This window comes from Streptomyces sp. NPDC055254 (assembly GCF_053606025.1).
Genome location: NZ_JBSGQV010000015.1, coordinates 109,523 through 121,785 on the forward strand (window position 1 = coordinate 109,523; position 12,263 = coordinate 121,785).

General features: G+C 73.1%; 8 protein-coding genes and 1 pseudogene. 1 reads left to right on the forward strand and 8 read right to left on the reverse strand.

The annotated features are described in order from the left end of the window. Nucleotides 1-4: 4 nt before the first annotated feature. Nucleotides 5-1,816 carry an IucA/IucC family protein gene (locus tag ACWFQ8_RS17375; protein ID WP_453787089.1) on the reverse strand — a complete coding sequence of 604 codons (1,812 nt, stop codon included), beginning with the start codon at nucleotides 1,814-1,816 and terminating at the stop codon, nucleotides 5-7. 198 nt (nucleotides 1,817-2,014) lie between these two features. Between ACWFQ8_RS17375 and ACWFQ8_RS17380 the strand changes: the two genes are divergently transcribed. Next, nucleotides 2,015-3,652: an MFS transporter gene (locus ACWFQ8_RS17380; protein ID WP_453787090.1), complete on the forward strand. Its 1,638-nt coding sequence runs from the start codon at nucleotides 2,015-2,017 to the stop codon at nucleotides 3,650-3,652. Nucleotides 3,653-3,818: 166 nt separating this feature from the next. Here the strand turns inward: ACWFQ8_RS17380 and ACWFQ8_RS17385 are convergent, their stop codons facing one another. The 7 genes and pseudogenes from ACWFQ8_RS17385 to ACWFQ8_RS17415 all read right to left on the reverse strand — a co-directional run. Continuing rightward, nucleotides 3,819-5,879, reverse strand: coding sequence for an iron ABC transporter permease (locus tag ACWFQ8_RS17385; protein WP_453787091.1), 2,061 nt, complete (start codon nucleotides 5,877-5,879; stop codon nucleotides 3,819-3,821). Further along, entirely contained in the window at nucleotides 5,879-6,874 is a 996-nt protein-coding gene (locus ACWFQ8_RS17390) for an ABC transporter substrate-binding protein (protein WP_453787092.1), read from the reverse strand. Before ACWFQ8_RS17390 ends, ACWFQ8_RS17385 begins: the two co-directional genes overlap by 1 nt. A 149-nt stretch (nucleotides 6,875-7,023) precedes the next feature. Continuing rightward, nucleotides 7,024-7,788 carry an ABC transporter ATP-binding protein gene (locus ACWFQ8_RS17395; RefSeq protein ID WP_453787093.1) on the reverse strand — a complete coding sequence of 255 codons (765 nt, stop codon included), beginning with the start codon at nucleotides 7,786-7,788 and terminating at the stop codon, nucleotides 7,024-7,026. A gap of 280 nt (nucleotides 7,789-8,068) precedes the next feature. Beyond that, complete coding sequence (locus ACWFQ8_RS17400) at nucleotides 8,069-10,135, reverse strand: iron ABC transporter permease (protein ID WP_453787094.1); 2,067 nt, start codon at nucleotides 10,133-10,135, stop codon at nucleotides 8,069-8,071. A gap of 4 nt (nucleotides 10,136-10,139) precedes the next feature. Next, complete coding sequence (locus ACWFQ8_RS17405; RefSeq protein WP_453787095.1) at nucleotides 10,140-11,120, reverse strand: iron-siderophore ABC transporter substrate-binding protein; 981 nt, start codon at nucleotides 11,118-11,120, stop codon at nucleotides 10,140-10,142. After that, complete coding sequence (locus ACWFQ8_RS17410) at nucleotides 11,117-11,977, reverse strand: ABC transporter ATP-binding protein (RefSeq protein WP_453787096.1); 861 nt, start codon at nucleotides 11,975-11,977, stop codon at nucleotides 11,117-11,119. The genes ACWFQ8_RS17405 and ACWFQ8_RS17410 overlap by 4 nt, the downstream gene beginning before the upstream one ends. Nucleotides 11,978-11,987: 10 nt before the next feature. Beyond that, nucleotides 11,988-12,245, reverse strand: a pseudogene (locus ACWFQ8_RS17415) (hypothetical protein); the annotation flags it as partial. Nucleotides 12,246-12,263: the final 18 nt, after the last annotated feature.

The following is a 12,263-nucleotide window of genomic DNA, read 5'->3' on the forward strand; positions in this document are numbered from 1 at the left end:
CTCCTCAGCCTTCAGCCAGCGGATTCGGGTGCGTGCCGTTCGGGTACAGCGCGTGGCGCAGGGCCCGGTCGCCGTAGCGGGTCACCACGATCCGGTCGCGGTTCAGGCCGTAGCGCGGGATCTGGGGGGTGAGCAGGTCGTACTCGGCGAAGCGTGCGGACAGTTCGGGGAAGCGCTTCTGGAAGTCGAGGACGGTCCGGCGGACCATGCGCCAGAACGTCTGCTCGGGGACGCCCAGTTGGTCGGCGCACAGCGGGGCCAGGTAGCGGAAGTGGCCGACGAACACCTGGTCCATCACGTGCTGCCGGATGATCGACGGGTGCTTGCGGGGCAGGACGTGGTCGTGCCCGTCGGGCTCGGGACCGCGCTCGGGCACGTCGGTGAAGGACACGCACACGTCGTCGACGAAGTCCTTCAGGTACAGGCGGGTCGGCACGTCGTTCGCGTCGTAGCCGATCAGCGTGTTCTGGCCGTGCGGGTTGAAGGTGACGCCGTACCGGTAGAGGACGTGCAGGATCGGGACGAGCAGGGTGTCGAAGAGCCGTCGCAGCCAGTCCTGCGGGTCGAGGCCGGACGCGCGGACGAGTTCGGCGACGAAGGCGTCGCCGGCGTGGTCGACGTGGAGCAGCGAGGCGAAGGTGCGGACGCGCTCGTCGGGGTCCTTGCGCGCGGTGACGGAGTCCCGCCAGATGCAGCCCAGGGTCTCCAGGTGCTGGTAGGGCGCGTCCTCCAGCTTGGAGAGGTAGGGGTGGCGCACGGTGACGGAGGCGACCTCGCCCAGGAAGACGGTCCGGCACTCCTCGGTGAGGAAGGCGTCACGCTCGACGAGGCCGCGCAGCCACTGGGTGACGACGGGCGCGCCCACGGTGCAGTGCGGGGGGATGCCGCGCCAGACGAGGGTGTTGAGGATCTTCAGCGGGAGTTTGACGTCGTAGCGGGCCGGGGTGTCGACGTTGGCCATGGTACGGATGGACTGGCCCGGCAGGTACGCGTCGGGGCTCTCGCCCAGCGGGATGATGCGCTGCTGCGCCACGTCGGCGGCGTGCAGGATCTGGACGGCGTGGTCCCACTGCCAGGGGTGGACGGGCATCCACACGTAGCCCTGCGGGTCGACCCCGGCGGATTCGAGGACGGCGGTGAAGCGGGACCGGGTCCCCTCGTCCAGCTCGCGCGCCAGGACCTCCTGCTCGGACAGTTCCGAGGTGCCGCGGAACTCGGCGAGCCCCCGGTGCACGGCCACCCACTGGAGGGTGAGCGACTGCGCCGACTCGGGGGCGTACGTGCGTACGTCGGTGGCCGAGAAGCCTATCCGGCCCTTGTTCGCGACGAGGAGGTTGTGCCCGGTCATGCGGCACTCCAGCTCCGTGTGGCCGAGCGCGCGCAGTTCGGCCACGGTCTCGCCGCCGTGCGTGATGCGGGCGGCGTCGACGGCGAGGGTGGCGGACAGCTCGGTGAAGTACGTGGCGATCGTGGAGGCGTCGCTGCCGAGGGTGGAGGCCGCTTCGAGGAGGAACTGCTGGGCGTCCCAGGCGGGTTCGGCCACGGAGTTGCCGAGCATGCTGGTGGCCGTGCGGGTGATCGACCCCGGATCGACGCGCAGCCAGCCGAAGGCACCGGTGACGGCGCCGAACGCGTAGGTCGTACCGCTGTCGAGATCGACGCGGTAGCGGCCACCGCCGGTTTCCACCGCCTTCAGCATGTCCTCGAAACACCACTCGCCCAGGGCCTTGGCGAGGAGCCGGCGGCCGGCCTCCCGCCAGGCCGCGGGGGCCACCTCCGGGAGCGTGGGGACGGGATGGTCGGGGGGGATGGGCATGAACTGCTCCGATGTCTGGCTGGATCGGCCTGGTCGGGTGAGCACCCGAACCGACGTCAGGTTAGGTAAGGCTCACCTAATCATCAAGGTCAACTTCTGGCCATTCCCGCGATATGACGCCGCATCACGAAACCCCTTAGGTTAGCCTAACCATACTCCGACTGTCGTTTACTGGATTCTTCTTCGAGGTGATCCGCGGTGCCCGCACGCCGTCGCACTCCCCGATGGACGTTCGCACTCGTCAGCGCCGGCGGTGTGGTGATGACCCTGGACGTGACCGTCGTGAACGTCGCCCTCGCGGACATCTCCCGCGACCTGGACGCCGGGCTCGGCAGGGTCCAGTGGACCGTGTCGGCGTACTCGCTGGCCTTCGGGGCCCTGCTCCTCACGGCCGGCGCCCTGTCCGACCGCATCGGCCGCCGCGCCGTGTTCACCGCCGGCACGGCCCTGTTCACCCTCGCGTCGGCGGCCTGCGGACTGGCCCCCGACGCGGGCACCCTGATCGCCGCCAGGGCCGCGCAGGGCCTCGGGGGGGCCATGGTGTTCGCCCCGACGCTCGCCCTGCTCGCGGCCGCCTACGAAGGCGCCCGCCGGCAGGCCGCCATCGCCTCCTTCGCGGCCATCGCCTCCGCGGCGGGGGCGCTGGGACCTGTGGTCGGGGGCCTGTTCGTCCAGACGCTCGGATGGCGGTGGATCTTCCTGGTCAACGTGCCCGTCGGCGTACTGGTGGTGGCCGGGGCGCTCACCCGGATGCCCGAGTCCGCCGCGCCGGCCGAGGCGCGCCGCCGGCTGGACCCGCTGGGCGCCGTACTCGGTGTGGGCGCCCTCCTGGCCCTGCACTACCCGCTGGTCACCGGCGCGGAGGCGGGCTGGACCGCGCCTCGGGTCGTGGGCTCCGCCGTGCTCGGCGTCGCGCTCGCCCTGGCCCTGGTGGCCAGTCAGCGCCGGGGCGGCGGACTGATCGACCTGACGCTGCTGCGCGTGCGCGCCTTCTCCGGGGCCGCCGTACTGGGCTTCCTGGCGCGAATGTCCAGCCTGGGCGTGCTCGCCTTCACCACGCTCTGGCTGCAGAGCACCCACGGGTACACGGCACTCGAAGCGGGTCTGCGCCTGCTGCCGCTGACGGGCAGCCTGCTGGTGGCGGGCCTGTTCGTGGCGCGGCTGCAGCGGAGCTTCGCCCCCGACGTCCTCGTCGCGGGCGGCTTCGCCCTGCAAGGGCTGGGGCTCCTCGCGCTGGCCGGCGCCGGGGCGGGAGCGGGGACCGCCGCGACGGTCTCCGGGCTCGTCCTGCTCGGCGTGGGCGGGGCGGTGATCTTCCCGCCGCTCATGGGGGTGGCGGTGGGCGCGGTGCCCGCGGAACGGGCCGGAATGGCCTCGGGGCTGACGAACGCCTGCTACCCGCTCGGCACCGCCACCGGGGTCGCCGTCTTCGGCGCGCTGTTCGCCGCCCGGCTGGAGACCCGACTGGACGGCGGGGCCCCGCGGTCCGCCGTGGAGACCGGGCGCTTCGAGCTCCTCGATCCCGTGCTCCGTCCGCTCGCCCGGTCCGCCTTCTCCGGGGCCTTCACCGCCGTCTGCCTGGCCTCGGCCCTGGTCTGCCTCCTGGGCGTACTCGCGGCCCGCACGCTCAGGCCCGTACCGGCCCCCGAGCCCCCGCCGACCGGACCCGAGCACCCCGCGTACGGGCCCGCGCCCGCCCCCGGTACGGGGACGGGCGCCGGAGCGGGGACCGGAACCGGGACGGGGACCGGAGCCGGGACGGGGACCCGAACCGGAACCGCGACGGGTCGGTCGGCCGGAGCACCGGCCGACTCGGCACCGGGATCCCGGACCTGAGCCCCGCCCGTCCTCCCCCCCTTCCCCTCCCCTTCCCCTCCCCTTCCCCTCCCCTTCCCCTCCCCGTCCCCTTTCCGGTCCCCCTTTCCGTCCCCTTTCCGGTCCCCCTTTCCGTCCCCTCGTCCGGCGGCCGGACCGCACACCGGCCGCCGGGAGCGCGGGCCCCTCACGCCTCCTGGGTCCGGCGCAGGAGCCAGACCAGGTACGGCGCACCGAGCAGGGCCGTGACGATGCCCACCGGAATCTCCGTCGGGGCGAGCAGCCAGCGGCCGAGCGCGTCCGCCGAGACCACCAGGACCGCGCCCAGCACCGCGGCCATCGGCACCATGCGCGCGCTGCTGTTGCCGACGACGCGCCGCGCGAGGTGCGGCGCGACCAGGCCGACGAAGCCCACCGCACCGACGGCGGCCGCCGTTCCGGAGGCCAGTACCGCGCCCGCCCCCAGCACCAGCAGCCGGGCCCGGCCCAGTTCCAGGCCGAGCGCGCGCGGCAGTTCGTCACCGAGGGCCAGCAGGTTCACCGGCCGCGCCGCGGTCACGAGCAGCATCGCCACGAGCGCGGGCAGGGCGAGCCAGCCGAGCGCCGAGTAGTCGCGGGCGTACGTGCTGCCGGCGAGCCAGCTGAGCGCGGCCGAGATGTTCATCTGCGCCCCGACCACCATGATGTTGACCAGGGCCATCGAGGTGGCGGCGGCGCCGAGTCCGACCAGCACCACGCGGGTCGGGTCCAACCCCGTCCGGCCGCCGTCCCGGCTACCGCGGGCCACGAAGACGACCAGCGCGAGCATCAGGACGCCGCCGATCCCGGCCGCCGCCGGCAGCGCGGCCGCCGGTGCCGACGGGACGACGAGGATCACCAGGATCGCCCCGAGCGAGGCCCCTCCGGTCACGCCGACGAGGCCGGGCTCGGCCAGCGGGTTGCGTACGACGGCCTGCACGGCGGCGCCGGCCACGGCGAGGCAGGCACCGGCCAGCGCGGCCACCAGGATGCGCGGCATCCGGTACGCGACCACGGCCTCGGTGATCTGCTCGGCGGAGCCGAACAGCGCCGTGCCCAGCTGGCTCCAGCCGACCTCGACGTCACCGACGCGCAGCGACACGGCCATCGCGACGGCGAGCGCGACCAGGCCCCCGCCGAGCGCGACGGCGTAGGCGGGTGTCCGTCGCCGGCCGGCGACGGCGACGGCCGCTCCGGTGTCGGCGTCGCCGGTGCTCACCCGGCGCGCGAGCAGCATGAAGACGGGGCCGCCGATGAGGGCGGTCACCACGCCGACCGGGATCTCCGAGGTGTACACGGCGGAAGGCGGCACGGCGATTTGCGCGGCCGCGTCCGCCGCCAGCAGCACGGTGGCGGCCAGCACCGCCGACATCGGCATGAGCAGGGCGTGCCGGCGCAGGCCCAGCTGGCGGACCATGACGGGCGCGATCAGCCCGATGAAGCCGATCGGCCCGGCCAGCGACACCGCCGAGGCGGACAGCAGGACCGCCAGGAGGAAGGCGGCGGGCCGGACGCGTTCCACCCGGACGCCCATCGCCTCGGCCGTCTCGTCGCCGAGGGACAGCAGGTCGAGGGGGCGGGCCAGCAGCGGCGCCACCAGCGCGCCGGCGACGACGACGGCCCCGAGCGTGAGCGGCCGTTCGAGCCCCGACTGCATCAGGGTGCCGTTGCCCCAGAAGAACAGGCCCCGGGTCGCCTGCACGTCGAGCATCTGCAGGAACTCCGCGCCGGCGGTGGCGGCCAGGGCGACGGTCGCGCCGGCGAGCAGTACGCGTCCGGGGGTGAGCACCCCGCCCCGGCTGAGGACGTAGACCACGGCGATCGCGAAGAGGCCGCCGAGGAAGGCGGCGCCGCCGGCGGGCAGCGGGCCCGGGCTCACGCCGGTGAACGCGACGAGCACCACGGCCAGGTAGGCGCCGGCGTTGACGCCGAGGGTGTCGGGCGCGGCCAGGGGGTTGCGGGTGGCGCCCTGGACGAGGACTCCGGAGATGCCCAGAGCCGCACCGACGACCAGTCCGGTCAGGGTGCGCGGCAGGCGGCTGCCGACCAGGACGTCCCGGGTGCGGGGGTCGCCGTGGCCCGTGAGCAGGTCCACGATGTCGCCGATCCCCACGCCGGAGGCCCCCAGGCAGAGGTGTGTGACGGCGACCAGGCAGAGCACGAGGCCCAGGGCGCCGCCCATGAGCAGGGCTCGTGGGCGGCGGACGGGCGGCGGGGCGGTCGCGGTCATCAGACCTTCAGGGCCTTGCCGGTCTCGTCGAGGATGTGCAGGGCCGAGAGCGGGCCGCCGAACAGCCAGGTGCCGGGGTCCAGGGGGAGCGCCTTGTCGTTCTTCACGAAGTCCAGGCCCTTCCAGACGGCGTTGCCGGCGAGGTCGCCGGTGAACGGGTTGTCCTTCGCGCTGGCGACGTAGAGGAAGGTGGAGTCCGGTTCCACCTTGGTCAGCCCCTCCACCCCGACCGTGGTCATGCCCCACGCGTCGGGAGCCCCCTGCCAGCCGTTCTTGAGGCCGGCGAGGTTCAGTACCTGGGGGGCGATGGCATCGTCGGTGAGCATGCGCACCGAGGCGGTGCCATTGGCGGTGAACCCCTGCGCGACGGCGTACTTCAGGCCGCCCTTGCCCGCCTTGTCCAGTCGTCCCTTGAGGTCGGCGGCCTTGGCGTCGATCCGGCCGGTGACCTCGGACGCCTTGTCCGCCTTGCCGACGGCCTTCGCCAGCTCGGTGAAGTTCTTCTTCATCGTGTCGAGTTGGGGCTTGGTCGTGTACGTGAACGACACCACCGGGGCGATGTCCTGGAGGGCCTTGAGGTTGGCCTTCGAGCGGTCGTTGTCGATCACGATGAGGTCCGGTTGCAGGGCCCTGATCTTCTCCAGGCTCGGCTCGTTGCGGCTGCCGACGTCGGTGACGCCGTCGGCGAGGCCGGCTCCCTCGGCGGTGATCCAGGTGGCGTAGCCCTTGTTGTCCGCGTTGCCCAGTGGGCTGACTCCGAGGGCGACCAGCTCCTCGGTGTACGTCCACTCCAGCGTCACCACCTTGGTGGCCGGCTTGTCCAAGGTGATCGGGCCCTGGGCGGTGTCGACGGTGATCTTGCCGCCGGCGGGCCGGTCCGCCCCGCCCTTCTTGTCGCCGGTGTCGCCGACCGTCCCCGAACCGCAGCCGGCGGCCGTCAGCGCGAGTGCGGCGGCGGTGGCTCCCGTGGCGAGGGCGCGCAGCATTCTTTGCATGGTGGAACTCTCCTTGTGTGCGGGTGGTGCGGGTGGTCCCGTGGAGGTCGAGGTGCGGCGCGGGTCGAGCCGCGGACTCGGGAAAGACCGCGGACGCGGAAGGGGCCGCGGACCCAGGACGTGGTGCGGACGCAGGTGGTGGTGCGGGCTCAGGACGTGGCGGCGGGCGCGGCCGGCTCGGCGGCGCCGGAGCGCTGGGGGAAGCAGGCGAGGTACCCGCTCTGCGGATCGCGGACCACGTTGACCCGCAGTCCGAAGGCGCGGTCTATGACGTCCGGGGTGAGCACGTCGTCCGGGGCCCCGGAGGCGGTGATCCCGCCGTCGGAGACGACGACCACCTCGTCGGCGTAGGCCGCCGCCTGCATGAGGTCGTGCAGCACCACCCCGCAGGCGATGCCGTGTTCGCGCGCCAGCCTTCGTACGACGTCGAGCACCTCGAACTGGTGGCGCATGTCGAGGTACGTGGTGGGTTCGTCGAGCAGCACCACGCCGGCCCGCTGGGCCAACACCATCGCCAGCCAGGCGCGTTGGCGCTCGCCGCCCGACAGCTCGTCGAGCCTGCGGTCCACCAGCGGCGCGGCGTCGGTGACGTCCAGCGCCCACTCGATGGATCGGGCGTCCTCGTCGGTGTGCCGGGCGAGCGCGCCCCGGTGGGCGTACCGGCCGTGGCGCACGAGCTCCCGTACCGTCACGCCGGCGGGCGCGTGGGAGGTCTGGGGAAGGAAGGCGAGCTGCCGCGAGAGGGCCCGGCGGGCGAGCTGCCGCAAGGGCACGTCGTCGATGCGCACTTCGCCCCGGATCGCGGGCAGGAGCCCGGCCACCGTGCGCAGGAGGGTGGACTTCCCGCACCCGTTGGGGCCGACCAGCACGGTGATCGCACCGGCTTTCAGAGAAAGATCTACTTGCTTGAGCACCGGGCGCCCCGCATGCCCGACATCAAGACCGTCCGCCACCAGACGGACGTCACCTAAGGACACCACATGCCTCCCCACGGCCGAACCGACCGCGCCACCATATAACTTAGGTAAGGCAGGCCTAAACCGAACTGTCGCGCCCTGCCCCGCTTGTGATCAGGTCGAGATCTGGCGCACCCCCGCACGCCCCCGCTCACGCACTCACCACCTCTTGCGCAACGGGCACATGATTGGTCGTCAGAACTGCCCGGCCGGCGCCGGCCGGGCGGATCAGGCCGTACTACCGGCGGCCGCGTACCAGGAGGTGGAGGAAGTACGGTGTGCCGATCAGGGCGGTCATCAGGCCGGCGCCGAGCTGGGCCGGCGCGATGACCGTACGGCCCAGCAGGTCCGCGGCGCAGACGAGCACGGCGCCGAGGAGGACCGCGACCGGGACGACCCGGGCGTGCCGGCGGCCCACGAGCGCCCGCGCGGCGTGAGGTGCGACGAGCCCGACGAATCCGATGGTGCCGGCGGCGGCGACCGCGGTCGCACTGAGCAGGACGCCCAGTACGAGGAAGCCGAGGCGACCGCGTCCCGGGGCGAGGCCCAGGAGCCTCGGGGTGTCCTCGTCGAGGGAGATGAGGTCGAGCTCCGTACGGCGCGCGAAGGCGACGGTGAGGCCGAGGGCGAGCACCGCCAGCAGCGGCACCACGTCGGGCAGGGTGCGCCCGTAGGTGGAGCCCGACAGCCAGGTCAGGGCCTTGGTGGCGTTGAACGGGTCGGTGAGCACGATCAGCAGGTTGATCAGGGCGGCCGTCCCGGTGGCGACGCCGAAGCCGACGAGGACCAGCCGGTTCTGCTGGAACCCGCCGCGCGCGGCGAGACCGAAGACCAGGACGGAGCTGAGCGCCGCTCCCCCGAACGCGGCGCCGGCCACGCTCCACGATCCGGCCGACGGCACCGTGGTCACGAGGAGCACGGCCCCGAGCGCGGCGCCGCCGGAGACGCCCAGGATGCCGGGCTCCGCGAGGGGGTTGCGGGTCACGGACTGGACGAGCGTGCCGGCCAACGCGAGGGCGGCGCCCGCGAAGAGCGCCGCGAGGACCCGTGGGGTGCGCGTGTCGAGGACGAAGTCGACCGTGCGCCCGGCATGGCCCCGCGCCCAGTTCACCACGTCGCCCAGGAGCAGCTTGCTGTCGCCCAGCAGCACGGAGGCGATCGTCACGCCGACGAGTACCGCCGCGAGGACGGCGGTGGTGGTCAGGAAGGCGGCCCGGCTCCTGATGCGCAGTGTGTCCTGCGCGGCGGCTCCGGAGCCGTCCCGGGCCTTCGTGGCCATGGCGATCAGGAACACGGCGCCGGCGAGGCCGGTGGCGACGCCCGTGGGGACGCCGACGGCCACGTCCGGCGGCACGAGGGCGCGCAGCAGTACGTCCGCGCCGAGGACCAGCACCGCGCCGGCCAGGCCGGCCTGCGCAAGGGCGCCGCGTGTGCGGGTGAACGCGCGGAACCGGCGGGCGAGCGGGCGGGCCAGGGCGGGTGCGCACAGGCCGACGAAGCCGATCGGACCGGCGAGCGTGACGGCCGCCGCGGACAGCAGGGACGCGAGGACGACCGCGGTGACACGGGTGGCCCGCACGGGCACCCCGAGGCCCCGGGCGGCGTCGTCGCCGAGCGCCAGCGCGTCGACGCGGCGGGCGAGGAGGAGCAGTCCGACCAGACCGGCGGCGCCGACCGGCGCGACGTGGAGGACGCCGTCGAAACCGTTCTGGGAGATGCTGCCCAGGTTCCACTTGTAGATGCCCTCGGTCTGCCGGGGGAACAGCAGGAGCATCCCCTCGGTGAGTGAGGTGAGTCCGAGGGTGAGGGCGCTGCCGGCCAGGACGAGCCGTACGGTGCCCGCGCCCGGGCCGGACAGCCCGAGGACGACGGCCGCCGCCGCGAGACCGCCGACGAAGGCGATCCCGGAGGAGGCGGGCAGCGGGAGGGAGACGCCGGTGACGGCGACCACCGCGAGGGACAGGTAGGAGCCGGCGTTGACCGCGAGGGTGTCGGGCGAGGCGAGCACGTTGCGGCTGACGGCCTGCAGGGCGGCGCCGGCCGCCCCGAGCACGGCGCCGACGAACAGGCCCGCGGTCATCCTGGGCAGTCGGGACGCGACGATGACGGACGCGTCACCGGGATCCGCGTGTCCGGTGAGCGCCTTGAGGATCTCGGGGGCGCCGACGGCGGCCGTGCCCTGGGTGATGTCGACGATCGCGAGGCCCGCGAGGAGCAGGACCAGTGCGGCCGTCACCGCGACCGCCCCCGTTCGGGACGTGGCCGCCGACGGACGGGTGGTGGCGGGGGAAGCGGTGACGGCCATGGTGCTACTTCGTCAGCGCCCGGACGACGGAGTCGATGTACTTGCCCATCGACTCGGGACCGCCGAACATCCAGATGCCGTCGGGCAGGCGGTGGACGTTGCCGTTCTTGACGAAGGGCAGGTTGTTCCACACCGGGTCCTTGGCCAGAGCGCCGGCGAACGGCGTGCTGTCCTTGTCCGCCTCGCTGCCGATGTAGGCGAACTCGACGTCGCCGAGCTGGGTGAGGCCCTCGACGTCGGTGGTCGCGAGGCCGTAATTCTCGTCGCCCTTGACGGTCCAGGCGTTCGTCAGGCCGATCTTCTCGTTGACGGCGCCGAGGAGCGAGCCGCCGGTGTACGGGCGGACCGAGACCTGGTTGGAGACGACGTAGCCGTCGGCGAAGGCGTACTTCGCACCGGCGCGGCCGGCGTCGGCGAGAGCCTTCTTGGCCTCACCGGTCTTCGTCTCGAACTCCTTCTTGAGCGTGTCGGCCTTCGGCGTGGTGCCGGTGGCCTGGGCGATCAGGTCGAGGTTCCGCGTCATCCGGCCGATCGGGTCCGCGGCGTCGGCGGCCTTGAGCTCCAGGACCGGTGCGACGGCGCGCAGCTGCTTCAGGGCAGCCGGCGGAAGGTCGCTGGTGGCGACGATGAGGTCGGGCCTGAGCGAGGCGATGGTGTCCGTGCTCGGCTCACCGCGGGTGCCGATGTCCTTGGGCTCGTTCTTGAGCGGCACGGCGGTGTTCCAGGTCTTGTAGCCCTTGACGTCGGCGACGCCGACGGGCTCCACACCCAGCGAGATCAGGCTCTCGACGACGTTCCACTCGGTCCCGACGACGTTCTTGGCGGGCCCGCCGAGCTCCACCTTCGCACTGGAGGCGTCGGTGAGGGTGAGGGGCTCGGTCATCTTCTTCGCGTCCTCGGCCGCCGGTTCGGTGGTCCCGCAGGCGGTGAGGGCGAGCGCCGCGACGGTGGCGGCCGCGGTGGTGAGGAGGAGTCGTCGTCTCATGAGGTGGTGCTGAGCCCTTCGCTGCGCGTGTGGTGCCGGCCCATCGCGCGGGTGCGCAACCGGCCGGTGAGGGGGTCGTCGTCGACTTCGATGCGGATGCCGTACGTGTCGCTCAGCCGCCGTGCCGTCAGGACGTCCTCGGGGGCGCCCTCGGCGGTGATCCGTCCCGCGTGGAGCAGCACGATCCGGTCGGCGACCGCCGCGGCCTGGTCGAGATCGTGCAGGACGACCCCGACGGCGATCCGGTGGTCGTCCGCCAGGTCCCGGATCAGGTCGAGGAGTTCGACCTGGTACCGCAGGTCGAGGTAGGTCGTCGGCTCGTCGAGGAGCAGTACGCCGGTCTCCTGCGCGAGGCAGCACGCGAGCCACACCCGCTGGAGCTGCCCCCCGGAGAGGTGTTCGGCGCCACGGTCCGCGAGGTCCTCGACGCCCGTCATGGCGAGCGCACGGTCCACCGCGGCCCGGCCGTCCGGGTCCGCCCTGCCCCAGCGCCCGCGGTACGGGTACCGGCCAAACTCGACGACGTCCCGTACGGTCAGCCCGCCGGGGGTGGGGCGCCCCTGCGTCAACAGGGCGACGCGCCGGGAGAACTCCCGGGGCGTCAGGGCGAGGGCGTCCGTCTCGTCGTCGAGGGTCAGGGTGGCGGTCCTGGGCCGCTGCAGGCGCGCCACCGTCCGCAGGAGCGTCGACTTCCCGCTGCCGTTCGGGCCCACCAGAACGGTCACTTCACCGGGCCGCAGGGTGACCGACGCGTCGTGCACGACATCGACGCCGTCGTAGGCCACGGTCACCTGCGATGCCGACAGCACATGGCCGCGCGGACGCGTGACCTCGGCTCTTTCTCCACCAACTTTCACATCGCGCAGATTAGCCGACCCTAAGCATTGGCTGAAAAAGGGCGCCTTCCGACTGAAAGGCGACGCCCGGCCATCGACGGCGGACGCCGCCCGACGGCCGGTGTGAAAGCGGTTCAGAGCAGATCGGTTCGTGCGGAGGTGCCGTCGAGGAACCCCCGGACTGGTGCTGCCAGAGTTTCGCGTAGGCGCCCTCCGCGGTCAGCGGCTCCTGGTGCGTTCCCTGTTCGACGATCCGACCGCGGTCGAGGACGACGAGCCGAGGGGCGCCTCGGAGCTGTCCGGCGGC